The sequence below is a fragment of the Streptomyces sp. 549 genome, assembly GCF_030124175.1.
Taxonomy (GTDB): Bacteria; Actinomycetota; Actinomycetes; order Streptomycetales; family Streptomycetaceae; genus Streptomyces.
Genome location: NZ_JASKMT010000027.1, coordinates 1 through 24,705, shown reverse-complemented (window position 1 = coordinate 24,705; position 24,705 = coordinate 1). Strand labels below are relative to the sequence as shown.

General features: G+C 74.0%; 26 protein-coding genes. 9 read left to right on the top strand and 17 right to left on the bottom strand.

The features are described 5' to 3' along the window. Positions 1–40: 40 nt before the first annotated feature. Positions 41–1,198: an Mrp/NBP35 family ATP-binding protein gene (locus QNO07_RS23090; protein WP_283994221.1), complete on the top strand. Its 1,158-nt coding sequence runs from the start codon at positions 41–43 to the stop codon at positions 1,196–1,198. 56 nt (positions 1,199–1,254) lie between these two features. Here QNO07_RS23090 and QNO07_RS23085 read toward each other — a convergent pair whose 3' ends face one another. The 5 genes from QNO07_RS23085 to sigE all read right to left on the bottom strand — a co-directional run bounded on the left by QNO07_RS23085 (position 1,255) and on the right by sigE (position 6,070). Further along, the gene (locus QNO07_RS23085) at positions 1,255–1,902 is read right to left on the bottom strand and encodes a hypothetical protein (protein ID WP_283994220.1); all 648 of its coding nucleotides are present in this window, start codon (positions 1,900–1,902) and stop codon (positions 1,255–1,257) included. 161 nt (positions 1,903–2,063) lie between these two features. Further along, positions 2,064–2,528: a sec-independent translocase gene (locus QNO07_RS23080; RefSeq protein ID WP_283994219.1), complete on the bottom strand. Its 465-nt coding sequence runs from the start codon at positions 2,526–2,528 to the stop codon at positions 2,064–2,066. Between the two features lie 117 nt (positions 2,529–2,645). Further along, complete coding sequence (locus QNO07_RS23075; RefSeq protein ID WP_283994218.1) at positions 2,646–4,310, bottom strand: S1C family serine protease; 1,665 nt, start codon at positions 4,308–4,310, stop codon at positions 2,646–2,648. A gap of 111 nt (positions 4,311–4,421) precedes the next feature. Beyond that, entirely contained in the window at positions 4,422–5,276 is an 855-nt protein-coding gene (locus QNO07_RS23070) for a zf-HC2 domain-containing protein (protein ID WP_283994217.1), read from the bottom strand. Beyond that, entirely contained in the window at positions 5,273–6,070 is a 798-nt protein-coding gene (gene sigE, locus QNO07_RS23065) for an RNA polymerase sigma factor SigE (protein ID WP_283994268.1), read from the bottom strand. Before sigE ends, QNO07_RS23070 begins: the two co-directional genes overlap by 4 nt. 156 nt (positions 6,071–6,226) lie before the next feature. Here sigE and QNO07_RS23060 point away from each other — a divergent pair, with 156 nt between their 5' ends. Beyond that, on the top strand, positions 6,227–6,910 hold the full coding sequence (locus QNO07_RS23060) for an O-methyltransferase (protein WP_283994215.1): 684 nt from the start codon (positions 6,227–6,229) through the stop codon (positions 6,908–6,910). 139 nt (positions 6,911–7,049) lie between these two features. Here the strand turns inward: QNO07_RS23060 and QNO07_RS23055 are convergent, their stop codons facing one another. After that, complete coding sequence (locus QNO07_RS23055; RefSeq protein ID WP_283994214.1) at positions 7,050–7,217, bottom strand: DUF3117 domain-containing protein; 168 nt, start codon at positions 7,215–7,217, stop codon at positions 7,050–7,052. Between the two features lie 295 nt (positions 7,218–7,512). Between QNO07_RS23055 and QNO07_RS23050 the strand changes: the two genes are divergently transcribed. Continuing rightward, positions 7,513–8,301, top strand: coding sequence for an enoyl-CoA hydratase-related protein (locus QNO07_RS23050; protein WP_283994213.1), 789 nt, complete (start codon positions 7,513–7,515; stop codon positions 8,299–8,301). A gap of 97 nt (positions 8,302–8,398) precedes the next feature. On the opposite strand, the gene QNO07_RS23045 is transcribed toward QNO07_RS23050, so the two are convergent. Together QNO07_RS23045 and QNO07_RS23040 are read right to left on the bottom strand one after the other, a co-directional pair. Continuing rightward, a complete protein-coding gene (locus tag QNO07_RS23045) occupies positions 8,399–8,998 on the bottom strand; it encodes a DNA-3-methyladenine glycosylase I (protein WP_283994212.1) in 600 nt (199 codons plus the stop codon). Then, positions 8,995–9,498: a DivIVA domain-containing protein gene (locus QNO07_RS23040; RefSeq protein ID WP_283994211.1), complete on the bottom strand. Its 504-nt coding sequence runs from the start codon at positions 9,496–9,498 to the stop codon at positions 8,995–8,997. Before QNO07_RS23040 ends, QNO07_RS23045 begins: the two co-directional genes overlap by 4 nt. A 158-nt stretch (positions 9,499–9,656) precedes the next feature. On the opposite strand from QNO07_RS23040, the gene folP reads away from it, so the two are divergent. Then, a complete protein-coding gene (gene folP / locus QNO07_RS23035) occupies positions 9,657–10,517 on the top strand; it encodes a dihydropteroate synthase (RefSeq protein ID WP_283994210.1) in 861 nt (286 codons plus the stop codon). Positions 10,518–10,560: 43 nt separating this feature from the next. Here folP and QNO07_RS23030 read toward each other — a convergent pair whose 3' ends face one another. Both QNO07_RS23030 and dapE read right to left on the bottom strand, forming a co-directional pair. Next, positions 10,561–11,301, bottom strand: coding sequence for an LOG family protein (locus tag QNO07_RS23030; protein ID WP_283994209.1), 741 nt, complete (start codon positions 11,299–11,301; stop codon positions 10,561–10,563). A gap of 140 nt (positions 11,302–11,441) precedes the next feature. Continuing rightward, a complete protein-coding gene (gene dapE / locus QNO07_RS23025; protein WP_283994208.1) occupies positions 11,442–12,521 on the bottom strand; it encodes a succinyl-diaminopimelate desuccinylase in 1,080 nt (359 codons plus the stop codon). 83 nt (positions 12,522–12,604) lie between these two features. Between dapE and QNO07_RS23020 the strand changes: the two genes are divergently transcribed. Together QNO07_RS23020 and QNO07_RS23015 are read left to right on the top strand one after the other, a co-directional pair. Next, positions 12,605–13,522: a VldE C-terminal domain-containing protein gene (locus QNO07_RS23020; RefSeq protein WP_283994207.1), complete on the top strand. Its 918-nt coding sequence runs from the start codon at positions 12,605–12,607 to the stop codon at positions 13,520–13,522. A gap of 296 nt (positions 13,523–13,818) precedes the next feature. Next, positions 13,819–14,289 (top strand): ATP-binding protein, encoded by a 471-nt coding sequence (locus tag QNO07_RS23015; RefSeq protein WP_283994206.1) that lies wholly within the window; start codon positions 13,819–13,821, stop codon positions 14,287–14,289. Positions 14,290–14,384: 95 nt separating this feature from the next. Here the strand turns inward: QNO07_RS23015 and dapC are convergent, their stop codons facing one another. Together dapC and fdxA are read right to left on the bottom strand one after the other, a co-directional pair. Beyond that, the gene (gene dapC / locus QNO07_RS23010; RefSeq protein ID WP_283994205.1) at positions 14,385–15,482 is read right to left on the bottom strand and encodes a succinyldiaminopimelate transaminase; all 1,098 of its coding nucleotides are present in this window, start codon (positions 15,480–15,482) and stop codon (positions 14,385–14,387) included. Positions 15,483–15,707: 225 nt separating this feature from the next. Next, positions 15,708–16,034, bottom strand: coding sequence for a ferredoxin (fdxA, locus tag QNO07_RS23005; protein ID WP_232270238.1), 327 nt, complete (start codon positions 16,032–16,034; stop codon positions 15,708–15,710). Positions 16,035–16,148: 114 nt separating this feature from the next. On the opposite strand from fdxA, the gene QNO07_RS23000 reads away from it, so the two are divergent. After that, positions 16,149–17,159, top strand: a complete 1,011-nt coding sequence (locus tag QNO07_RS23000; protein ID WP_502961911.1) for a GNAT family N-acetyltransferase — start codon at positions 16,149–16,151, stop codon at positions 17,157–17,159. Positions 17,160–17,240: 81 nt separating this feature from the next. After that, positions 17,241–18,077, top strand: a complete 837-nt coding sequence (locus QNO07_RS22995) for a transglutaminase-like domain-containing protein (protein WP_283994203.1) — start codon at positions 17,241–17,243, stop codon at positions 18,075–18,077. A 168-nt stretch (positions 18,078–18,245) separates the two neighbouring features. Here the strand turns inward: QNO07_RS22995 and QNO07_RS22990 are convergent, their stop codons facing one another. The 4 genes from QNO07_RS22990 to QNO07_RS22975 all read right to left on the bottom strand — a co-directional run bounded on the left by QNO07_RS22990 (position 18,246) and on the right by QNO07_RS22975 (position 21,542). Next, positions 18,246–20,000, bottom strand: a complete 1,755-nt coding sequence (locus tag QNO07_RS22990; protein ID WP_283994202.1) for a hypothetical protein — start codon at positions 19,998–20,000, stop codon at positions 18,246–18,248. Positions 20,001–20,079: 79 nt separating this feature from the next. Then, positions 20,080–20,463 carry a DUF6113 family protein gene (locus QNO07_RS22985; RefSeq protein ID WP_283994201.1) on the bottom strand — a complete coding sequence of 128 codons (384 nt, stop codon included), beginning with the start codon at positions 20,461–20,463 and terminating at the stop codon, positions 20,080–20,082. Further along, entirely contained in the window at positions 20,460–21,323 is an 864-nt protein-coding gene (mshB, locus tag QNO07_RS22980; RefSeq protein ID WP_283994200.1) for an N-acetyl-1-D-myo-inositol-2-amino-2-deoxy-alpha-D-glucopyranoside deacetylase, read from the bottom strand. Before mshB ends, QNO07_RS22985 begins: the two co-directional genes overlap by 4 nt. Positions 21,324–21,347: 24 nt before the next feature. Further along, positions 21,348–21,542, bottom strand: a complete 195-nt coding sequence (locus QNO07_RS22975) for a hypothetical protein (protein WP_283994199.1) — start codon at positions 21,540–21,542, stop codon at positions 21,348–21,350. Positions 21,543–21,933: 391 nt separating this feature from the next. Between QNO07_RS22975 and QNO07_RS22970 the strand changes: the two genes are divergently transcribed. After that, on the top strand, positions 21,934–24,132 hold the full coding sequence (locus tag QNO07_RS22970) for a S9 family peptidase (RefSeq protein WP_283994198.1): 2,199 nt from the start codon (positions 21,934–21,936) through the stop codon (positions 24,130–24,132). A gap of 158 nt (positions 24,133–24,290) precedes the next feature. Here the strand turns inward: QNO07_RS22970 and QNO07_RS22965 are convergent. After that, positions 24,291–24,705, bottom strand: a 415-nt coding sequence (locus QNO07_RS22965; protein WP_349636869.1) for an oligopeptide/dipeptide ABC transporter ATP-binding protein, incomplete at its 5' end; no start/stop codon positions are given.

Here is a 24,705-nt window from a genome sequence, read left to right as displayed (position 1 = left end):
CCCATGATGGGTGGTCCCCGTCTCGCCGTACCATCGACACATGGCTACCGACACGTACGGATCCGGACCCACCGAGGAAGCAGTGCGCACCGCGCTGGCGACGGTGAACGACCCGGAGATCCACCGCCCCATCACCGATCTCGGCATGGTCAAGTCCGTGGAGATCGCCGCGGACGGGTCGGTCGCCGTGGGTGTCTATCTCACCGTGTCCGGCTGTCCCATGCGGGAGACCATCACCCAGCGGGTGACGGACGCGGTGGCCGCCGTCGACGGCGTCACCGGGGTTCAGGTCGAGCTGGACGTGATGAGCGACGAGCAGCGGCGCGAGCTGGCCTCGTCGCTGCGCGGCGGCCAGGCCGAGCGGGAGGTGCCGTTCGCCCAGCCGGGCTCGCTGACCCGGGTGTACTGCGTGGCGTCCGGCAAGGGCGGCGTCGGCAAGTCGTCGGTGACGGTCAACCTGGCGGCGGCGATGGCCGCCGACGGGTTGAAGGTCGGCGTGGTCGACGCCGACATCTACGGGCACTCGGTGCCGCGCATGCTCGGCGCGGAGGGCCGCCCGACGCAGGTCGAGGACATGATCATGCCGCCGTCGGCGCACGGTGTGAAGGTCATCTCGATCGGCATGTTCACCCCTGGCAACGCGCCCGTGGTGTGGCGCGGACCGATGCTGCACCGGGCCCTGCAGCAGTTCCTCGCCGACGTCTACTGGGGCGACCTGGACGTGCTGCTGCTCGACCTGCCGCCGGGCACCGGCGACATCGCCATCTCGGTCGCGCAGCTCATCCCCAACGCGGAGATCCTGGTCGTCACCACACCGCAGCAGGCCGCCGCGGAGGTCGCCGAGCGGGCCGGCTCGATCGCGGTCCAGACGCACCAGAAGATCGTCGGCGTGGTCGAGAACATGTCCGGGCTGCCCTGCCCGCACTGCGACGAGATGATCGACGTGTTCGGTACCGGCGGCGGCCAGCGCGTCGCCGACGGCCTGACCCGTACCACCGGCACGCAGGTCCCGGTGCTCGGCGCGATCCCGATCGACGTGCGGCTGCGGGAGGGCGGCGACGACGGCCGTCCCGTCGTGCTGACCGACCCCGAGTCCCCGTCCGGCGCGGCGATCCGCGCGGTGGCGGGCAAGCTGGGCGGGCGGCAGCGCGGCCTGCAGGGCATGTCCCTGGGGCTCACGCCGCGCAACAAGTTCTGACGGACTCCCTGACCGGCCGCCCCGCCCCGCCCCGGGGCGGCCGGGTCAGGGACCTGTCAGTGCTCGTATCCGGCGATGTCGGTGACGACGGAGAAGCCGAGGCCGTAGGCGCTCATGCCGCGGCCGTAGGCGCCCAGGTGGACGTCGCCGCCGGCCGCTCCCGCCAGCACCCAGCCGTACTCCGACTCGCGGTAGCGGAAGTCGACCGGCACGCCGTCGACGGGCAGGGACAGCGTGGACCAGCCCTCGCCGTCCAGGTTCTCCGCCAGGTCCCACGCGATGTCGGTCTGCTGGTCCAGCCAGTTCTGCCGCAGGTGGCGTTCCATCTGCGTCGGCCAGGTGCACGACAGCAGACCCGACCCGGCCAGCCAGGCCGCCGACGTCACCGAGGTGGCGTCCAGCAGGCCGGCGCCGTCCGCGCTCTGCCGCACGGGCCGGCTGGCGACGGTGACCACCACCGCGAAGCGCTGGTTCTCCTGCCCGGTGTCCGCCCGGAACGACGGCGGCTCACCGTGCCCGGTGGCACCGTGCTCGACCGTCCCGTCGGCGCCCGCACCGACCTGCATCAGCCAGCGCGGGCCGGTGAACGCCCCGTCGAGGCCGTACCACGGGAAGCCGGCCGCCAGGTAGCCGTCCACCGTGCCGCGGGTGCGCTGCGGGACCGCCGCGCGCCCGGGCGCGCCTGCCCGACTCGTCGTCTCCATCTGCGCGAAGCCTCCTCGTTGCCCTGTGTGCTGGGCGGCCTGCCCCCCTCGGACGGCCCGACCCCGGACAACAGGGAGGATAGCCACCCTCACCGACGAGGGCGGGAAGGCCGGAGTATCCCGGAGAGCCGCCGGAGGCTCCGGGGGCGCACAGGGGCGTGTCAGGTGGCGTCCGAGTCGTAGGGGGGCGGCTGCACCGCGGCGGGCGCGTCCTTCTTGCGCAGGCGGTCGGCGGTGCCGCCGGCCGAGGCGGCGGGCGGGGTCTCCGCCGCGCCGCTCGCGGCGTCCGTGGCGGCGCTCTCGCGGCCGTTCACCGCGTCGGAGACCTCGGCCAGCTCCTTGCGCATGTCGAAGCCGTTGCGGATCTCCTTGAGGCCCAGCTCGTCGTTCTCCATCAGGTGCTTCTGCGCGAACCGTTTGGGATGCAGGTCCTGGAACTCGAAGTCCTTGAACTCCGGGCCGAGTTCACTGCGGATGTCGTCCCGTGCGGAGTCCGAGAACTGCCGGATCTTCCGGACGAAGGAGGCCACGTCCTGAATCATCTTGGGCAGCTTCTCCGGGCCGAAGACGAGCACGGCCAGGACGATGAGCACCACGAACTCGAGTGACCCAATGTCGAAGAACACCGCGGGCTCCCTGCGTTTCGTCCATGACCTCTGCGGAGTGAGATCTCCGAACGCCACGGTACCCGCCCCCGGACGGCCTGCGGGAGTCGGCGGGGCGAACCTCGGGCGGCCGCACGGTCACTCGCCGCCCGACGTGCCCAAGGTCACTTCGAAGGTCCGCGTGTCGCCCTCGCGCTCGACCGTCAACTCCAGCAGGTCACCGGGTCGGTGGCTGCGCACCTTCACTATCAGCTCCTCGCCGGTGCGTACCGGCGAGCCGTCCACTGCGGTGATGACGTCGCCCTCCTTGACGCCCGCCTCGTCGGCCGGGCCGTCGGGCACCACCGCGCGGCCCTCGCCGTCGGGTGTTCCGACCTTGGCGCCGTCGCCGTCGAAGGACATGTCCAGGCTGACGCCGATCACCGGGTGGGTGGCACGGCCGGTGTTGATCAGCTCCTCGGCGACCCGCTTGGCCTGGTTGACGGGGATGGCGAAGCCCAGGCCGATGGAGCCGCCCTGGCGCTCACCGGGCGCGCCGATGCCCTGGTCGGCGGCGCGGATGGCGCTGTTCACGCCGATGACACGCCCCTTGGAGTCCATCAGCGGCCCACCGGAGTTGCCGGGGTTTATCGGCGCGTCGGTCTGCAGCGCGTCCACGTAGCTGACGTCGCTGCCGTCCTGCCGTCCGCCCGCGGTGATCGGGCGCTCGGTGGCGCTGATGATGCCGGAGGTGACCGTGCCGGCCAGGTCGAAGGGCGCGCCGATCGCCACGACCGGGTCGCCGACCTGCACGGAGTCGGAGTTGCCCAGCGGCAGCGGCTTCAGCCCTGAGACCCCGTCGACCTTGACCACGGCCAGGTCGTAGCCGCTGTCGCCGCCGACCATGCGGGCGGTGGCCGTCTCGCCGCCGCTGAACGTCACCCGTATCCGGCCGCTCTCCCCGGCGGGCGCCACGACGTGGTGGTTGGTGAGGATGTGGCCGCGCTCGTCGAGCACGAAGCCCGTGCCGGTGCCCTGCTCCCCGGAGCCGCGCACATGCAGGGTCACCACGCCGGGCAGCGCCGCCGCGGCGATGCCCGCCACGCTGTCCGCCGGACGTTCGGCGCTGTCCGGGGCCGCCTGCGGCAGTTCCAGGTCCCCGATGCCGCCGCCGCGCTCCAGCGCGGCCCCGACCACTCCGCCGACACCGCCTGCGAACAGCGCCAGCGCCAGCGCGCCCGCCAGCAGCGGGCCGCGCCGGCCGCGTCCGTCGCTGCCGAACCGCGAGGACTGAGGGGGCTGGGAGGCCTGTGTGGGGAGCGCGCCGCCGCCTTCGCGGTCGGGCGCGGTCGCCCACGGGTCGTAGCGGTGCCAGGCAGCCGTTCCCCCGGCGCCCGGCACACCCGCCGTACCGGAGGGGTCGGCGGGCGCCCCTGGCGGGCCCTGCGGGCCTTGCTGGGGGTGGCCCGGCTCGGGGGACAGCGGCCGCTCGGCGGGGCGCTGCGGCGCGCTGGACGACTCATGGGCCGCCGTGTGCGCCGCACCCGCCACCGGAGCGCCGCCAGCGGAAGCGCCTGCTACCGGAACGCCGCCGGTGGGCGTGCCGCCTGCGGGGGTGCTGCCCGCGGCGGGGCGCTGGACGGGCGGGGCGGGCGCCCACGGGCCGGGGCCGCCGTAGGGCGGCGTGCCGTAGGGGTCCTCGCCGTGCAGCGGCACGGGCCGTGCCGCTTCGGGGGCCGCAGCCGGCGGCTGCTCGCCGTGGGCGGGCCGGTGCGGACGGCTCCACCACTTGGGCTTCATCCCGGTGGCCTCAGCGTCGTCCATTTCGCGTTTCCCCACACTCGCCCTCGCGCCCGGGACTGGGCGGCTTCGCTGCTGAATTCAACCAGGTGCCGGGCGCGGCGCGCAGCGGACCGCCGCAGTGGGCCGCCGCGATCAGGGGGAGACGCGCAGCGGGCTGTTGCCCCCGGCCGGGCTCGGCCCGGGTGCCGCCGCGGGCTCGGGCGTCGGTCTCATGTCGTAGACGACCGGGTGCGCCGCCCTGCTGAGCGGCGGCGGGGACAGCAGTCCCGCCGACGGCGTCGGCGTGCGGAAGCTCGCGGCCACCGGGCCGAAGGCCAGGCCGTCGGGGCTGCGCAGCAGTCGGGTACGGGGGGCCGCCGGCGGCATGCTGGTGCGCGCGGCGCGCACCGGGACCAGGGAGTCCCCGCGCCGGTCCGCGGCGCGCTCGGCGGGCCCGGCGGGCAGCGTGCGCGGCAGTGTGGTGGCCGGGCTGCCGGCCTGCGACGTGGCCGAACCGCCGGGCGCGGCGGTGCCCAGCGCGCCGCCGATGGCGACGGCGGCCAGCGAGAAGGCGCCGGCCGCGGCGAACGCGAAGCGGCGCCCCCGGGAGGCGGCACGCTCGTTCTCGACGGACCGGTGGATACGGAACCCGCGCTGCGGGTGCATGCCGCCGCCCGGCGCGGCCGTCGGCAGGTAGGTCAGCTCCAGCGGGGGCAGGCCCCCCGGATGCCCACCCGGGTGCCCCGGACCGCCGTCATCGGGGCCGCCGGCTGCCGGCAGGCCTTGCAGACGGGCGAGGAAGCCGTCGGAGGGCGGGGGCGGCGCGGCGGCGGCGAACACGTTCTTCACCCGGCGCTGCGCGTCGGCCTCCGCCTTGCAGCCGTGGCAGGTGGCGAGGTGCGCGAGCACCCGCTCGCGCGCCTCGTGGCCCAGCTCGCCGTCGATCAGACCGGCGAGTCGGTCCCCCAGGTGCTGCTCGGCCACGGTCGGTTCCGTGGTGCCGCTCACGCGCTGTCGCCTCCCTCCAACGGGGCGCCCACGGTGACGACGGGCGCCTCGGCCAGTGCACGCTGCTCCGCGCGGCGCTCCGGGGAGCGGTGCTGGAGTGCCTTGCGCAGGTGTGAACGCCCCCGGTGGATACGGCTGCGGACCGTGCCGAGCTTCACGCCGAGCGTCGCGGCGATCTCCTCGTAGGACAGGCCCTCGATGTCGCAGAGCACCACCGCGGCGCGGAACTCCGGCGCCAGCGTGTCCAGCGCCTGCTGGACGTCGGCGTCGAAGTGGGTGTCCTGGAAGTGCTGCTGGGGGGAGGGCTCGCGGCTGGGCAGCCGCTCGGCCGCGTCGTCGCCGAGCGCGTCGAAACGGATGCGCTGCTTGCGGCGGACCATGTCCAGGAACAGGTTGGTGGTGATGCGGTGCAGCCAGCCCTCGAAGGTCCCGGGCGTGTACGTGGAGAGCGAGCGGAAGACACGGACGAAGACCTCCTGCGTGAGGTCCTCGGCGTCGTGCTGGTTGCCCGTCAGCCGGTACGCGAGGCGGTAGACCCGTGAGCTGTGCGTGCTGACGATCTCCGCCCAGGAGGGCGGGGACCACGCCTGGCTGTCCGCGTCGGTGGTGAACGTCGCCGTGGTTCTCGGCGCAGCGGCGGAGGAGGAGTCGGCGGCGTTGCTGCGGTCAGCGGTGTAGGTCACGGATGTTGGCCCGACGGACGACCTGCGGAGACGCCTCAGCACCCCCCGGTCCCCGGCCGTGGCCGCACCTCCCCTGTTGGCTCTGGTGGTGTCCAGTGGAGCACCTACCATAGCCATCTTGCCCGTTAGCTCCGGATAAGCATTTTTGACCAGCATTTGGTCGAGTCCCCTTCGCCAGGCGTCCCTGGTGGCCCACCTTCACCTGCCCTCTTCAACGCGCGGTCCCATCAGCGGGTTCCCACCCCCAACGGATACAGTCACCGTTGCGTGGTCCACGGGGACAGGAGAGTTGAAATTACCGGCAACCGGCAGACGAGCTGGGCGTTCGCCGACGCGTACGGCGTGGAGAGCGCCGACAGCGCTGCGAACGCCGCGTTGAGCTGGGCGCACGACCGAGCCCTGGAGGCCGGACTGCGTGCCGTGTCGGACGGGACGGGTGCCGCGCTGCGGCTGCTGGCGGCCGCCACCGACGCGAAGGCCGTCGCCGAGATCGGCACCGGGACGGGCGTCTCCGGAATCCACCTGCTGCTCGGGATGCGGCCCGACGGGGTGCTGACCACCGTCGACCTCGAACCCGAGCGGCAGCAGTTCGCCCGCCAGGCCTTTCGAGCGGCGGGCTTCGCCGGCAACAGGGCCCGGTTCATCCCCGGGCGGGCCCTGGACGTGCTGCCGCGGCTGGCCGACGGCGGCTACGACCTCGTCTTCTGCGACGGCGACCGCATGGAGTGCCTGGACTACCTCGGCGAGGCACTGCGCCTGCTGCGGCCCGGCGGACTGGTCTGCTTCGAGGGCGTGTTCGCCGACGGCCGCACCGTCGACTCCTCCGCGCAGCCCGCCGAGGTGCTGCGGCTGCGGGAACTGCTGCGCACGGTCCGCGACAGCGGGGCGCTGCTGCCCACCCTGCTGCCCGTGGGCGACGGGCTGCTCTGCGCGGTCAAGCGCGGGCACTGACCGAAGCAGACGGGCAGACGGGCAGACGGCGCACCGGCCCCGGACGCGCCGCCACACCCGGACACACCGCTGCCCCCGGAGTGCGGGCACTCCGGGGGCAGTCGAAGATTCACGGCGCCGGCGGCGCGACAGGTCGCTGTCAGTCGCAGACCTTCTTCAGTTCCTCACCGAGAGCGACCGCCTCGTCACGGGTCAGCTCGACAACGAGCCGCCCGCCACCTTCGAGCGGAACGCGCATGATGATGCCCCGCCCCTCCTTGGTCACCTCGAGCGGGCCGTCACCCGTTCGCGGCTTCATGGCCGCCATGCTCGTTCCCCTTCCTGAAACCAGCTCATCACAGCCGGCGGCCCCAGAAAGGCACGGTGTCACCGGCATCGAACACATTGCTTCCCAGCCATTATCCCGCATGGCACGACCCGATGACCAACATCAGGAGTGATCGCCTTGGTAACGCTCTCTCGCAAACCACCGCATTTCGGCGATCACGCAGCAATACCGCACCCTCCGCGGAGCCGCCGGGGTTGACGCAGGTCGCGCAGGTCACACCACTGCGGCGCGATCGCTGTGTCGGCGTCCGGCGATGTCGGCCATGCTGGTGCGCATGGCCGACACCGTGCTCTACGACCTCACCGACGGTCTGGCGACCGTCACCCTGAACCGCGCCGACGCGATGAACGCGCTCGACGAGGCGACCAAGAACGCGCTGCGCGACGCCCTCCAGGAAGCGGCAGGTGATTCCGCCGTTCGGGCGGTGCTGCTGACCGGCACCGGCCGGGCCTTCTGCGTCGGGCAGGACCTCAAGGAACACGTGCAGTCCCTGCACAGCAGCGGCGGCAGCGCCCTGAACACCGTGGAGGAGCACTACAACCCGATCACGCTCGCACTGGCGTCGATGCCCAAGCCCGTGGTGGCGGGGGTGAACGGGGTCGCGGCCGGGGCGGGCGCGGGCTTCGCGTTCGCCGCCGACTACCGGGTGATCGCCGACACCGCCGCGTTCACCACCGCCTTCGCCGGAGTGGCGCTCTCCACCGACTCCGGCATGGCGTGGACGCTGCCCCGCCTGGTCGGACCGGCCCGCGCCACCGAACTGCTGCTGTTCCCGCGCACGGTGAAGGCGCCGGAGGCCCTCGAACTCGGCCTCGCCCACCGCGTGGTGCCCGCCGACCGGCTGGCGGAGGAGGCGCGGGCCGTGGCCCGCACCCTCGCGGACGGGCCGACGCTGGCCTTCGCCGCGATGAAGGAGGCCATGGCGTTCGGCACCTCGCACTCGCTCGCCGACACGCTCGCCAAGGAGTCGGAGCTGCAGCTGCGGGCCGGCGCCTCCCGGGACCACCGCATCGCGGTGGAGGCCTTCGTCGCCAAGGAGCGGCCGAAGTTCACCGGCAGCTGACGGGCCCCGCGATCCGCAAGGCGCGAGCGGGGTTCGCGGTGGTCGGCGTCTCCTGCGGGGAGCCGCCGGGCCACCGCGGCCCGGGCGCCGCACCCGGTCACCCCTCCCGGCTGACGCATCCCGCGAGGTGGTCGTTGACCAGGCCGCATGCCTGCATCAGCGCGTAGGCGGTCGTCGGGCCGACGAAGCGGAACCCGCTGCGCTTGAGTTCCCGGGCGAGCGCGGCCGACTGCTCGGTGGCCGCCGGGACCTCCTCGGTCGTCGCGGGCGCCGGAAGGGCAGGCGACGACGGGGGCGGCACCGGGGCGTACGACCGGATCAGCCGCTCCAGCGTGCCGGCCGGCCACCCGGCGGCGACCCGGGCGTTGCCGAGCACCGCGTCGATCTTGGCGCGGTTGCGGACGATGCCCGCGTCGGCGAGCAGCCGCTCGCGGTCGGCCTCGGTGAAGGCGGCGACCTCGGCGATCCGGAACCCGGCGAAGGCCGCCCGGAAGCCCTCGCGGCGGCGCAGCACCGTCAGCCAGGACAGGCCGGACTGGAACGCCTCCAGACTCAGCCGCTCGAAGAAGGCGTCGTCACCGTGGACCGGGCGGCCCCACTCGGTGTCGTGGTAGGCGGTGTACTCGGGGGCGTTCGGCGTCAGCACGGCCCACGGGCAGCGCGGCAGACCGTCCGGACCGGCCAGCGGCCCGCTCACCGAGCACCGGCCGACGTACCGTCGAGGCCGTCCTCCCCGTTCCCTCCGTTCCCTCCGTTCCCTCTGTCACGGCCGTTTCCGCCGACGATGCCGGGGGCGCCGGGGGCGTCGAACAGGTCGCCGCGTCCCATGGCGGCGGCCTGCGCACCCGCCAGCGCCGACTCCAGCTCCGCGATCCGCGCGTCCCGCTCGGCGAGTTCGGCACCCAGCCGGTCGAGCACGTCGTCGACCTCGGCCATGCGGTAGCCGCGCAGCGCCAGCGGCAGCCGCAGCGCGTCCACGTCGCCCCGGCCCACCGGGCGGTCCTCGGGCAGCGGGTCGGTGACGCGGTCCGGCTCGGCGTCGTGCAGGCCGCCCTCCGCCGCACGGCCGGAGCCGTCACCGCTGCCGACGACGGCCAGCGTGACCGCGCCGACCACCGCGAGCATCGCGATCAGCAGGAACCAGAACACGGCGTTCACCTCGGGGTGCGACGGTAGGAGGTGTCCCGATCGTGCCATGCGGCAGCGCCCGGACGGTCATCACCCGCCTGATCGTGCCACGCGGAGGCGGCGGTTAGGGTCGGCGTGGCACGATCACGCGGCGCCTCGCCGCAGGTCCCGCCGCAGCCCGGCGGACGCCGCGCGGCGCGGGCCGGAGACCGAAGGGAACGCCTCGCATGCTGCGGCTGGGACGACGGGAGTTCGGCGCACACGAACCCGTGATCATGGCGATCGTGAACCGCACACCGGACTCGTTCTACGACCGGGGGGCGACCTTTCTCGACGAGCCGGCCCTGCTGCGGGTGGAGCAGGCGGTGGCCGAGGGTGCCGCGATCATCGACATCGGCGGGGTGAAGGCCGGGCCCGGCGAGGAGGTCAGCGCCGACGAGGAGATCCGCCGTACCGCGGGTTTTGTCGCCGAGGTCAGGCGGCGCCATCCGGAGGTCGTGATCAGCGTGGACACCTGGCGGCACGAGGTGGGCGAGGCGGTGTGCGAGGCCGGCGCCGACCTGCTCAACGACGCCTGGGGCGGCGTCGATCCGCGTCTGGCCGAGGTCGCCGCGCGCCACCGCACGGGCCTGGTGTGCACGCACGCCGGTGGGGCCCCGCCCCGCACCCGGCCGCACCGGGTGGCCTACGACGACGTGATGGCGGACATCCTGCGCACCACCGTCGGCCTCGCCGAGCGGGCGGTGGCGCTGGGCGTGCCCCGGGAGGGCGTCATGATCGACCCCGGGCACGACTTCGGGAAGGCGACCCGGCACTCGCTGGAGGCGACGCGCCGCCTGGGCGAGATGACCGCGTCCGGCTGGCCGGTGCTGGTGTCGCTGTCCAACAAGGACTTCGTCGGCGAGACGCTGGACCGCCCGGTGAAGGAGCGGCTCACCGGCACGCTCGCGGCCACCGCCGTCTCGGCGTGGCTGGGCGCGCAGGTGTACCGGGTGCACGAGGTGGCGGAGACCCGCCAGGTGCTGGAGATGGTCGCGTCCATCGCCGGCCACCGGCCCCCGGCGGTCGCCCGCCGGGGCCTGGCCTGACCCGGGCCCGGGGCCTGGGACAGGTCCGGGAACGGGCCCGGCGTCACTTCGTGACGTGCGCGACCGCCTCGTCCACGTCGTCGGTGAGGTGCAGCAGGTCCAGGTCGCCCGGGGAGACCTTGCCCTCGGCGGCGACTGTGTCGCGCAGCCAGGCCAGCAGTCCCTCCCAGTAGGAGGTGCCGAAGAGCACGATCGGGAAGCGCGTGACCTTCTGCGTCTGGACCAGGGTGACGGCCTCGAACAGCTCGTCGAAGGTGCCCATGCCTCCGGGCAGCACCACGAAGCCCTGCGAGTACTTCACAAAGCAGGTCTTGCGCACGAAGAAGTAGCGGAAGTTGACGCCCAGGTCCACGTACTTGTTGAGGCCCTGCTCGAAGGGCAGCTCGATGCCCAGGCCGACGGAGACGCCGCCGGCCGCCTCCGAGGCACCGCGGTTGGCTGCCTCCATGGCACCCGGGCCACCGCCGGTGATCACCGCGTAGCCCGCCTCGGACAGCGCGCGGCCGATGGCCCGCGCGGACTCGTACTCGGGTGTGCCGGGCCGGGTGCGGGCCGAACCGAAGACGCTCACACCGGGGCCGACCTCGGCGAGCGCGCCGAAGCCCTCCACGAACTCGGACTGGATGCGCATCACCCGCCAGGGGTCCTGGTGGACGAAGTCGGAAGGCCCGACGGACTCCAGCAGGCGCTGGTCGGCGGTGCCCGGCTGCATCTGGTTGCGGCGGCGCACCACCGGGCCGAGTCGCTGCTCTCTCGGCTCCGGGTCTTCCGTCGAGTTTGGCATGTCGTGCTCCCTCCGCTGTGATCTCCGAGCAAGCCTACGCAGGCACAGGTGGCGCCCGGCGGAACGCCCGGGGGAACACCCGGGGGAAGCCGGGGGAACCCCGGAGAACGCCCGGGGAAATCGCCTTGGCCGGGGTGCCGTCAGCTGGTCAGCCAGGCCCGCAGCCGCTCCTCGCAGTGCAGGACGAGGGCGGTGTCGACCCGCTCGTCGACCTTGTGGGCGAGGTTGGGGTCACCCGGTCCGTAGTTGACGGCCGGCACGCCGAGCGCGCTGAACCGGGAGACGTCCGTCCAGCCGAACTTCGGCTTGGGCGTGCCGCCCACGGCGGCGGTGAAGGCCGCCGCAGCCGGGTGGTTCAGGCCCGGCATGGCGGGCCCCGAGTGGTCGTCCACGGTCAGCTCGGCGACCTTGCAGTCCGCGAAGACCTCCTGGACGTGGGCCAGCGCCTGGTCCTCGCTGAGGTCGGGCGCGTAGCGGTAGTTGACGGTCACCGTGCAGGAGTCGGGGATGACGTTGCCGGCCACGCCGCCCTCGATGCCGACGGCGTTCAGCCCCTCCCGGTACTCCAGCCCGTCGATGAGGACCCGGCGCGGGCGGTACTCGGCGAGCCGGGCGAGCACGGGTGCGGCGGTGTGCACCGCGTTGTCGCCCATCCAGCTGCGGGCGGAGTGCGAACGCTGCCCGGCCAGGCGGATCCTGACCCGCAGCGTGCCCTGGCAGCCGCCCTCCACCTCGCCGCTGGACGGCTCGAGCAGCACCGCGAAGTCCCCGGTCAGCCAGTCGGGGTGGGCCGCCGCGACCTTGCCGAGGCCGTTGAGGTCGGCGTCGACCTCCTCGTTGTCGTAGAAGACGAAGGTGAGGTCGCGGTTGGGCTCCGGAACCGTGGCCGCGATCCGCAGCTGCACGGCGACGCCGGCCTTCATGTCGCTGGTGCCGCAGCCCCACAGCACACCGTCCTCGTCGAGGCGGGACGGCACGTTGCCGGCGATCGGCACGGTGTCGATGTGGCCGGCCAGCACGACTCGTTCGGCCCGGCCCAGTTCGGTGCGCGCCACCACGTTGTTGCCGTACCGCAGCACGCTCAGGTGCGGCAGCGCGGAGAGCGCCGCCTCCACGGCGTCGGCCAGCGGTTCCTCGGTGCCGCTCACCGAGGGCGCGTCGACGAGCTGCGCGGTGAGCCGCGCGGCGTCCTGCTGCAGGTCAAGGTTGATCGGGGCCATGCGGCCGACCCTACCCGTGGGCCGGGCAGGGCGGCAGCTTCCCACCGGCTCCGGAACTCCCGGCCCCCGGCTACCCTGACGCCATGACCGAGCAGCGGGAGAAGAAGCGCGGGCGCCGGTGGCGGGCGGTCGCCGCGGGGTCCGTGCTGCTCGCCCTGGCCGGGTACGTGGTGGTGCAGTACAAGACCACCGAGGGCGGCCCGCCCCGGTGCGAGGTCCGCAGTGCCGACGGTGAGCAGCGGTGGGAGCTGGAGCCGCAGATGGCCCGCAACGCCGCGGCGATCGAGGCGGTGGCGGCCTCGCGCGGCCTGCCCGACCGGGCCGTGACGATCGCGCTGGCGACCGCGGTGCAGGAGTCGACCCTGCGCAACATCGACTACGGAGACCGCGACTCTGTGGGCCTGTTCCAGCAGCGGCCCTCGCAGGGGTGGGGCACGGTCGAGCAGATCATGGACCCGGTGTACTCGGCCGGGAAGTTCTACGACGGACTGGTGGAGGTGCCGGGTTACACCCGGCTGCCGCTGACCGTCGCGGCCCAGGAGGTGCAGCGCAGCGGCTTCCCGCAGGCGTACGCCAAGCACGAGGCGAACGCGGCGCTGCTGACCTCGGCACTGGTCGGCCGGCAGCCGGCGGCGCTCAACTGCACGACGGGCAACGCGCAGCCGGTGGCGGGTGACTCCGCCGAGGTCCGGCGGAAGCTGGTCCGGGAGTTCGGCGCGGACGTGCTCCCCGCGGACGGCGTGTCGGGGGCGGGCCGCAGCGCCCCGGTGTCGGGGCTGCCGGTGGTGTCGGTACCGGTACCGGCCGACGGGGAGGGCGGCGCGAAGGCGGAGCGGCGCGGCTGGGAACTCGCGCACTGGGCGGTGGCCAACGCGACGGAACTCGGTATCTCCCGCATCACTTTTGCCGACCGCGTGTGGGAGGCGGGGAATTCCGCCGCCGGCTGGCGCACGACCGACGGGGAAAAGAGCACGGAAGTGCGGATGACACTCGCGCAGTAGTACGGCGGAACACCCCGGAAGGGGAACGTCGCAGGGCGGCGTGTTGACGCCGCCTCGCCTGCTTCCACCTGTGGCTTCACGAGTCGGCACGGGCCTTGCGCCCCTTGGCCTCGCAGGCGTTCCGGCCACCTCCGCGCGATGCCGGTCACGCGCTCCGCGGCACCCATATGATGCGACACATTACCAATCCTTTACCTGGCGGGGCCGCAACCTCGAAGGCTTTCCGGGCGATAGGCACTGCGTCTGACCGGGCACGCCCCGGAGTCCGGAAATACTCTCTCCGTCAAAGGAGCATCATGTCCTTCACGCGCCGGATCGCCAAGAGCGCACTGCTGACGGCCGCAGGCGCGGCCTCCGTCGTCGGTGCTGCCGCCGGGTCCGCCCAGGCCGTGGACCTTCCCTCCGTCCCGGACCTGGGCGGGGTCAGCAACCTCGACAGCGACAACCTGAGCAGCGGACTCGACGGCGCCACCCAGAACGTGACCTCGCTGGCGGGCGAGGCGGGCAGCGACGCGGTGAAGACGGCCGTTCCCGCCGCCGGACAGGTCGCCGGGACCCTCAGCCGGTCCGCCACCCCGATGGTGCGCAAGGCCGCGATCCAGGCCGCCGCGGGCCCCACCGACACGCTGGGCAAGGCGCTGCAGAGCGCCAAGGGCGGTCTGCCCACCGACGCGCTCACCGAGAGCGGCCTGCCCACCGACGCGCTGCCGCTCGGCAACGGCTCCTTCGGCGGCGGCTCCATCGGCGGCATCCCGCTGGGCGGCTGACCCCACCGACGCACGGACGAGGGGCCCGTGCCGACCACTTCGGGTGGTCGGCACGGGCCCCTCGGTCGAGCGGGCGGGTCAGTCGTCCGGGCGGGTCAGTCGCGCAGGCGGCGGACGGCTTCGGCGACCCGCTCGTCGGTCGCCGTGAAGGCGACCCGTACGAACCGGTCACCGGCCGGACCGTAGAAGTCGCCGGGCGCCACCAGCACACCGCGCTCGGCGAGTTCCCTCACCGTCTCCCAGCAGGGCTCGTCCCGGGTCGCCCACAGGTAGAGCGACGCCTCGCTGTGCTCGATGCGGAAACCGCGGCCCAGCAGCGCGTCCCGCAGCGCGGAGCGGCGGGCGGCGTAGCGCTCCCGCTGCTCCGCCACGTGCCGGTCGTCGCCGAGCGCCGCCACGGTCGCCGCCTGCACGGGGGCCGGCGTCATCATGCCGCTGTGCTTGCGCACCTGCAGCAGCTCGCCCAGCACCGCCGGGTCCCCGGCGGCGAACGCCGCCCGGTAGCCGGCCAGGTTGGAGCGCTTGGACAGCGAGTGCACGGCCACGATGCCGTCGAAGCTGCCCTCGCACACGTCCTCGCGCAGCACGGAGACCGGCTCGGTCTCCCAGCCCAGTTCCAGGTAGCACTCGTCGCTGAACAGCAGCACACCGTGGGCGCGGGCCCAGCGGACCGTCTCACGCAGCTCCGCGGCGTCCAGGACCCTGCCCGTGGGGTTGGAGGGCGAGTTCAGCCACAACAGGGCCGGGGCGTCGCCGCCGAGTTCCGTCGGCTCGTCGTAGACCACCGGCTCCGCGCCGGCCAGCCGGGCGCCCACCTCGTAGGTGGGGTAGGCCAGGCGCGGGAACGCCACCCGGTCACCGGGGCCCAGCCCGAGCTGGGTGGGCAGCCAGGCGACAAGTTCCTTGGAGCCGACCACCGGCAGCACGTTGGAGTGCGCGACGCCGCGCGCGCCCAGGCGGCGCTCGCACCAGCCGGCGATCGCGTCCCGCAGCTGGGGCGTGCCCCAGACCGTCGGATAGCCCGGCCGGTCGCTGGCCTCGGCCAGCGCCCTCTGCACCAGGTCGGGCACCGGGTCCACGGGGGTACCGACGGAGAGGTCCACGATCCCGCCGGGATGTGCGGCGGCCGTCGACTTGTACGGCTCCAGCCGGTCCCAGGGGAACTCCGGCAGGCGCGAGGAGACGGATGGCACGGGCTGTGACTCGCTTTCTGTGCTGGGCGCCACCTGCCCGGCCGACCGGGCTGCGGCGCTGCTGCCGCGGCCCGGCGGCCCACCGAGGGGCCGCCGGGCCGCGAGCCGTCGGGGCCCGGTGCGGCACACGCACCCGGGCCCCTCCGGCCGGCTCGCCGCCGGCCGGGTCCGCTTCGGGAGGAACTCCGAGAGGAAACCCCGGGAGATCCGGAGGAAGCGGTCAGCTCACTCGTCGTGCTCCTGCGGCGGCAGGGCCGCGATCACCGGGTGGTCGCGCTCGATCAGGCCGAGCTTGCTGGCACCACCGGGCGAGCCCAGCTCGTCGAAGAACTCCACGTTCGCCTTGTAGAAGTCCTTCCACTCCTCCGGGGTGTCGTCCTCGTAGAAGATCGCCTCCACCGGGCAGACCGGCTCACAGGCCCCGCAGTCGACACATTCGTCCGGGTGGATGTACAAGGACCGCTGGCCCTCGTAGATGCAGTCGACGGGGCACTCCTCGATGCACGCCTTGTCCTTCAGATCGACACAAGGCTGCGCGATGACGTAGGTCACGCTGTCGTTCCTCCTCGGTAGGGCTCATATCGCGCGGGAGCGCGGCGTCGTCGATGCCCGCACCTAGTATCGCCGTTCCCGGGCACGAGACGAACAAGAGGGTCGGACAGAGCAGTGGAATTCATCATGAGCGGACGTCTTGAGGTGCGGGTGACCCCCGACGACGTGGGGAAACGTGTGTCGGTGCGTAGTTTGACCGGGGCGGCCGACGGATCGGGCCGGTTCACCGACACCCTCGGCGTTCTCACATCGTGGACCGGTGGTGTGCTGCGCGTCACCCGGCGCGACGGCGAGGTGGTGGCGCTGGAGCAGTCCGCGCTGGTGGCGGCCAAGGTGGTGCCCGCGGCGCCCGCCCGGCGCCGCGGCCTGCCGGCCGCCGGGGTCGCGGAGCTGACCCGGGTCGCCGACCGGGGCTGGCCGGCCGCCGAGCGCGAGCCGCTCGGCGAGTGGGTGCTGCGCGCCTCCGGCGGTTTCACCCGCCGCGCCAACTCGCTCCTCCCTCTGGGTGACCCCGGCATGCCGCTTGACGCGGCCCTCGAACGGGTGACGGCCTGGTACGCGGCCCGTGGCCTTCCGGCGTACGCGCAGCTCAGCGCGGGCGCGGCCGACTCCGACGAGGAGCTGGCGGCGGCGCTCGCCGCCCGCGGCTGGGTGCGGGAGGTCAGCGCGGACGTGCTGGTCGGCGGCCTGGCCCCGCTGGCCGACCGGGCGGCGGACACCGCGCCGGTGGAGTGCGGCCGGGACGTGGGGCCGCCCTGGCTGCTGCGGTACCGGGGCATCGCGGAGCCGTCGCCGCACGTGTGGCGGGTGCTGCGCGGCGGCCCGTCGGTCTGGTTCGCCACCGTGCCCGGCGACGGGCCGGACACCGCACCGGCCGCCACCGGCAGGTGCGTGGTGGACGGCCGCTGGGCGGGTTTCGCCGCGGTGGAGGTCGACCCGGCACGCCGCCGCGAGGGCCTGGCCACCGCGGTCATGGCCGCACTGGCCCGGCAGGCTCTCGCCGAGGGTGCCTCCGCTGCCTGGCTCCAGGCGGAGGCGGACAATGAGGGAGCGCACGCCCTCTACAACCGCCTGGGCTTCGCCGCACACCACTCCTACCAGCACTGGCGAGCCCCCCGCGGCTGAACCTGCCGGGCCCGGAGGCCCACCGGCGGCCCACCGGCGGCCCGGAGCCCGATCACCCGCACAAGACGTTCTGAGGCAGGCATGGACGACGACAGCACCGCACAGCAGCGGTTCGCCGAGGCGGCCCGCACCTCCCCGCCGGACGTGGCGCTGCTCTGCCTGCTCGTCGGCGAGGTGGCGTCACCCGGCCGGGGTGAGCGGACCGTCGTGGAGGGGCAGATCGAACTGGACCGGCTGGCGGGCCGACTGCCGTTCGACCGAGGCCGCACGCCCGCAGCCTGGGCGTCGGCGCTGGCCCGGCTGCTCGGCGAGCAGGAGGGGTTCCAGGGCAGTCACAGCGACTACCAGCGGCTGGAGTCCTCCCTGCTCGGCGAGGTGCTGCACCGGCGGCGCGGCCTGCCGATCCTGCTGTCCGTCGTCTGGCTGGAGGTGGCCCGGCGGGCCGGGGCCCCGGTGTACGGCGTGGCGCTGCCCGGGCACTTCGTGGTCGGTTTCGGCGACCCGGCCGGGGAGCACGTCCTGGTCGACCCGTTCGCCGGCGGCCGCGTCCTCGGCCGGGAGGACGCCGAGACGCTGGTCGCCGGGGCGACCGGCGGCGGCCGGCTCTCGCCGGAGATGCTGCGCCCGGCGGAGCCGCTGGAGATCGTGCAGCGTGTTCTCAACAACATCCGCACCTGGGCGGCGGCCCGGCCGGAGTGCACGCAGGTGCAGTTGTGGGCGGTTGAGCTGCTGCTCCTGCTGCCCCACCGCCCGGCCCGGCTGCGCTACGAGCGGGCCCGGCTGATCGTGGACCGCGGCGACTTCGCGGACGGCGCCCGCGAGTTGGAACGCTTCGCCGTGAGCGTCGACCGCCTCGACCCCGAGGCGGCCGAGGCGGCCCGACGGGAGGCGCTGGCCGCCAGAGCCCGCCTCAACTGACCAGGCACGGGCCCTCCCTACGCGGCGCGGGCCCTCCCGGCGCGGTGCGGCACCGAGCTGGACGACGCGATCCCGGCCTTAACGACGCGGGCCCGCCACCGGTTCTTCCGGTAGCGGGCTCCGCGTCGTCTTGCGACCGGCTTCAGGCCGTCGGCACGCGCCCGGCCGTCACTGCGGGTCGAGCGGGATGACGCCGACCCGCTTGGCGGGGTCGGTCTCGGTCAGCGCGGGACGCAGGGCCCCGGCGACGTCCTGCGGGGTGACGGCCGTCTTGCTGCCGTTGCCGCGGGTGATCTCGATGCCCTCGAAGGTGCTGCCGTACAGCTCCTTGAGCGCGGCGAGGTCGTAGTGGTCGACCAGCTTGCCGTCCTTCGTGGCCCGCATCGACAGGAACTGCGGCAGCGAGCGCTCCGGGCTGAAGCTGATCTCGGCGGTGCCGGCCCTGACGGTGACGAGTCCCGACATGGCCGGCTCGCCGAACTCCTTGACGGCGCGCTGCAGCTCCTGCTCGGTGACCTTGGGCTCCTGCTTGCCGACCGGCAGGGTGACGGGGTCGTTCTGACCGGTCGCCGCCCGCTGCCGGTAGGCGCTCTCCACCGCGCTGGCCGACTTCTCCGGGTCGACCGCGGCCCGTGCGGTGCCGGGGACGGCGACGGCCTTGCCGTCCTTGAACGTCACCATGCCGTCCTTGGCTGCGCCGCCCTCCTCGCCACCGAGTCCGGCGAGCGCGGCCTTGAGCTTCTCCTCGTCGACGGTGAACGCCGGCTCGGCCGCACGGCTGCCGCCGAACAGCGAGCCGATCACCGACAGCGGGTTGTAGTCGCGTCCGGAGGCGTCGCGCACGGTCGTCTCGGTGTCCAGCGACAGGCCGGCGACGCTGGGCTTCAGCTGCTGCTGGCTGCCGCCCACGCTGATCACCAGCGGCGCCGTGGTGCGTTCGCCGAGTTGCGCGTCGAGCGTGCTGACGGCTTCCTGCTTGGTGGTGCCGCCGATGTCGACGCCCAGCACGGTGGTGCCCTTCGGCACGTCCGCGTGGTCGAGCAGCAGGCCGACGCCGTAGGCGATGCCGAGCACACCGAGCACCGCGGCGCCCAGCAGCACCAGCTTGGAGCGGCCCTTGGCGGGCGGACGCGCCGCCGGGACGGGGGCGGGGACCTCGGGGCGGACCGGTTCGGACGGTGCGTCACCGGGGCCGTCCAGCGGAAACTGGTCGTGGTGGCCGGACGGCGGCACCACGGGGATACCGCCGGCGACGGTCTCGCCGAGATCGCTGTCGGACAGGCCGCGGTCCGCGCCGGGCGGCGGTGTGAGGCCGGGCGGCGGCCGGTGGCCGTCCGGCCCGAGCTGGAACTCCGGGGGGAGCAGCGGAAGATCGCCCTGGTCGGCGCCGGGCTGCCCGCCGGCCATGGGGTAGCCGGGCGGCATGCCGGAACCCGCCGGCGGACCGGCCAGCGGCGACCGCTGACCGAGCGGCGGACCCTGGTGGCTAGGCGACGGGCCTTGGTGGCCGGGCGGCGGACCCTGGTGGCCGGGCGGCGGACCTTGCGCGCCGAAGGCGGGTGTGCCGCCCGGCGGCGTGCCGTCCCGGCGCGACACTGCCTGGGCGCCGCCGGTGGCGGTGCCGCGCGGCGGCGTCTGCTCGGAGGGCGCCTTGCGGGGCGCGAACCACGAGCTGGGCTCCGGCGACTCCTCGGAGCGGGACGGCTGCCCGTCGGCGCCTCCACCGGACGCGCCCTCGTCGGAGTCCTGTCGCACCGGCTGCTTGCCGGTGTCGGACTCGTTCACGGGGGTGCGCATGACGACCGGGGGAATGGGCCGGGAACCCGGGATGTTGATGCGGATCCGGGTGGTCAGCGTCGTCTCGGTCTTCGGCTCGTCCGGCTCGTTCCCAGGTGGGTACGAACTGTCAGTTTCACGGCTCAAAGCAGGATCTCCCGGTTGGATGCGCCGCACTCATCCGTTCCGATGGTGCTGCGAGTACGGCTCGCCGGCCCGCACCACCTTACTCGGGACGTCCGGCGGGTTCCCGGGGACGGCCCAAACGCGGCTGCCCGGGGGGCGCCAGGGTGGCGCAGACCACAGCGGTCAGCACCCCGACGAGCAGGAAGATATCCGAGCCCAGCCCGGCCGCGATCAGGAAGTCCCCCTCGGGGCGCGGGAAGAGCACCAGGTAGAGCACCGCGAGCACCCACCCGGCAGCGGCGGCGACCGCGCCGCTGCGGGCTCGGGTGAGCAACGCCCCGCCCGCGAACACCCCCACGGACGCCGCGAGGGCGAGCAGCAGTCCTCCGGGGGGCCAGCCGCCCTGCACCAGCAGCGCGGCCGTGCCGACGACGGCTCCGAGTACGACGAGGCCGGCGTGCGCGGCCAGGCGTGCGAGGCTCACAGGTCCACTCCCGCGAAGAGGTCACCGGCCGGTGCCCCGGCGGGGACTGAACCGTCCGCGAGCCGGTAGCACTCGGTGTCGAGCAGGGGCTGCCCGAGATGGTTGGAAAGGGCGAAGAAGCCGCCGTTCACGGTGATCTGCGTGGCATGTGCCCGCATCGCGGCGGACTTGGCCGCCGAGAGGCCGCCGTCGCCGGTGATCCGCACGGCGACGAGCGTGTCGTCCACCACACCTGGCACGTCGTCAGGACCGGCCGCCGCCGCGAACGGGTTGCCGTCGAAGGCGTCCGGCCCGATCTGCGAGCGGGCGACGCAGTTCCAGTAGACCCGCCGCACCCGGTGCGGGGCGCCCAGTTCGGGCCGGTGGCCGTCGAGCGCGGCCAGTTCGACGGCACGCGTGGCGACCCGGTGCGCCTGGATGTGGTCGGGGTGGCCGTAGCCGCCGTCCGGGTCGTAGGTGACCAGCACCTGCGGCCGGGTCTCCCGTATGACGGCTGCCAGCAGGTCGGCGGCGTCGTCCACGGGTGTGCGCCAGAAGCAGTCGGGCCGCTGGTTGGGCGGCGTGCCGATCATGCCGGAGTCCCGGTAGCGGCCCGCGCCGCCCAGGAACCGGTGGTCGGACACGCCGAGTTGACGCATCGCCTCGGCCAGTTCGCCCACCCGGTACGGACCGAGGGTGTCGTCCCGGTCCGCGGCCAGCCCGGCCAGCTCCGGCGGGATGACCTCACCCTCCTCGCCGCGGGTGCAGGTCACCAGGGTGACCTGCGCGCCCTCGGCGACGTACCTGGCCATGGTGACGCCGTTGTTGATCGACTCGTCGTCGGGGTGAGCGTGGACGAACAGCAGGCGGCGCGCGGTCATGGGGGCGAGCCTACGCCGCTCGGGTCAGAACTTGAGGCCACCCACCATGTTGGCGACGCTCGAGGTCAGATCGCTGATGGTGGGTGCCATCGACGAGCCGGCGAGGAAGAATCCGAACAGGACGCAGATCACCGCGTGCATGGCCTTGAGGCCTGACTTCTTGATGAGCAAGAAGACGATGATCGCCAGCAGCACCACCGCCGAAATCGAGAGTGCCACGGCGGCTCACCTCCAAGGACGTGCGTCGAAGAGCGGACGAGGACGTGCGGGAACGGGGAACGCCACGGGCTACATACCCACGCATCCACCGTGCGCAACTGATCATAACTATCGGTGAGTCGGCACGGCTCGGTGCACGGGAGCAGACGGGGCGCATAGTCGCCAGGCATCGGTCAGGCGCACGAAGGCACCGCACGTGGGAGCGGTTCACTCACCCGTGACGGTGACGGTGCTCACTTCGGGCGGCGAGTCCGCCGCGAGCGCCCCGCGAGCACGCCGGGAGCACCTACCCAGTGCGCGGGACCGCACCGGCGGCGCCCGGCGCACCTCCGGGCCGTACCCGCGTGCGGGTGCGGCCCCGCGGCAGGTGGCACGCCCGTACGCTCGGTCCATGTCCTCCGAAGCCGTGAGTTTCCCCCGTCAGTACGCCCGCACCCAGCGCTTCTCTCTCGGCGCGCCGAAGGCGTTCACCGTGGCCCCGGACGGGAGCCGGGTGGTGTTCCTGCGTTCCGGCGGCGGCACCGACCGCGCGCAGTCCCTGTGGGTGCACGACCTCGCTGCGGACGCCGGCTCAAGCCGCCGTGAATATGCCGCCGGCGACCCGGCCGTCCTGCTGGGCGGCGGCGAGGAGCAGCTGTCCGCAGAGGAGCGGGCGCGGCGCGAACGCAGCCGCGAGGGCGGTGCGGGCATCGTCGGCTATGCCACCGACGCGGCGTGCGAGCTGGCCGTCTTCACGCTCTCCGGACGGTTGTTCGCCGCCGAGCTGCGGGCCGGGACGGCCCGGGAGCTGCCCGTCCCGGCGCCGGCCGTGGACCCGCGCCCGGCTCCGGACGGCCGGCACGTGGCCTACGTCGCGGACCGCACGCTGCGGATCGCCGCGCTGGACGGCGGCGCGGACAGGGCCCTGGCCGTGCCCGAGGGCAAGCAGGTCTCGTACGGGCTGGCGGAGTTCGTGGCCGCCGAGGAGATGCAGCGCTCGCGCGGCTTCTGGTGGTCGCCCGACGGGACGCAGCTGCTGGTCGCCCGGGTGGACGAGTCGCCGGTGCAGCGGTGGTGGATCGCCGATCCGGCCAACCCCCAGGCCCCCGCTGCCGAGGTCGCGTACCCGGCGGCCGGCACCGCCAACGCCGACGTCACACTGCACCTGTTCGCGGCCGACGGGGGCACGCGCACCGAGGTGGTCTGGGACCGTGCCGCCCACCCGTACCTGGCGGCGGTGCACTGGTCGGCGGGCGGCCCGCCGCTGCTGCTCACGCAGTCCCGCGACCAGCGCAGCCAGCAGTACCTGAGCGTGGACACCGCCACCGGCTCCACCTCGGAGGTGTTCTCGGAGAAGGACCCGGTGTGGCACGACCTCTTCCCCGGCGTGCCCGCCTGGACGCCGTCCGGGGAGCTGGTGCGGATCAGCGACGCCGACGGCTCGCGCGCCCTGCTGGTCGGCGACCGCCGGGTCAGCGCGGAGGGCCTGCACGTGCGGGCGGTGCTCGACGTCGGCGAGCGGGACGTGCTGTTCAGCGCCTCCGGTGACACGGTCGGCGAAGTGGCCGTCTACCGGGCAGTGTCCGTCGGGTCCGACGGGTCCGACGGGTCCGACGGGTCCGACGGTTCGGGAGGCTCCGGCATGTCCGGCGGCTGTGTGCGGGTCGCGCCCGCCGAGGGCAGCGCCGGGTACGCCTCCGCGGTGCGCGGCGGGCCGGTGACGGTGCTGAGCACCGCCGCGCTGGACCGGCACGGCTCCCGGGTCGAGGTGCACGGCCCGGCACAGGGCGCGGTCACCGTGCTGGCCAACCACGCCGAGACGCCGGTGCTCACCGCACGGCCCCGGCTGCTGCGGTCCGGCGAACGGCGCATCCCGACGGCGGTGCTGCTGCCCTCCGGCCACCGCGAGGGCGACGGCCCGCTGCCGGTGCTGCTCGACCCGTACGGCGGCCCGCACGGCCAGCGGGTGGTCGCGGCGCAGAACGCCCACCTGACCTCGCAGTGGTTCGCCGACCAGGGCTTCGCCGTGGTCGTCGCCGACGGCCGAGGCACCCCCGGCGGCTCGCCCGCCTGGGAGAAGGCCGTGGTGGACGACCTGGCGGAGGTGACGCTCGCCGACCAGGTGGACGCGCTGCACGGCCTGGCCGGGCGGTTCCCCCTGGACCTCGGCCGGGTGGGCATCCGCGGCTGGAGCTACGGCGGATATCTCGCCGCGTTGGCGGTGCTGCGCCGCCCGGACGTGTTCCACGCCGCCGTGGCCGGTGCGCCGGTGACGGACTGGCGGCTGTACGACACCCACTACACCGAGCGCTACCTGGGCGACCCCGCGCAGCAGCCCGCGGTGTACGCGGCGAACTCGCTGGTGACGGACGAGGGGCTGTCCGGTGCCGCGAAGCCGCACCGGCCGATGATGGTGATCCACGGCCTGGCGGACGACAACGTGGTGGCGGCGCACACGCTGCGGCTGTCCTCCGCGCTGCTGGCGGACGGCCGTCCGCACGAGGTGCTGCCGCTGTCGGGCGTGACGCACATGACGCCGCAGGAGCAGGTGGCGGAGAACCTGCTCCTGCTCCAGGTGGACTTCCTCAAGCGGGCGCTGGACGTCAGGTGAGTGCCGCGAGGCCGTCGAGTGCCGTGAGGCCGTCGAGCCCGGTAACCGGCAGGTAACACGGCGGACGTCACTCCGATATGCGGACGGCCGAGCATGGGAGACGTACGGCCGTGCGGGTGCCGTAGCACCGGTCGGGGCGGCCATGTCGCCCCGACCGGTCACCCCGCCGGGACGTCTCCCGCCGGCCCGTCGCCCGGCCGTTCCTCCTCCGCCGCCGGCGGTACGGCGGTGGTGGGCGGGGTGCGGGGGCGGCCTTCGGCCTCGGCGTCGTCGGCGGGCCTGCCCGGGTGTGTCACCTCGGGCCGGTCGGCGGCGAAGAAGCACGCCGAGTCGTGGGCGGCGGGCCCCTCGAAGTACCGGAACTCCGCCGGGACGGCGAGCAGCGGGATCTCCAGGGCGCAGCGCTCCTGCGCCTTCCAGCAGCGGGTGCGGAAGCGGCAGCCCGACGGCGGGTCGGCGGGTGAGGGCACGTCACCGGTGAGGATGATGCGTTCGCGCTGCCTGCTGAGTTCCGGGTCGGGCACCGGTACCGCGGAGAGCAGTGCCTGCGTGTAGGGGTGCGTGGGGTGGTCG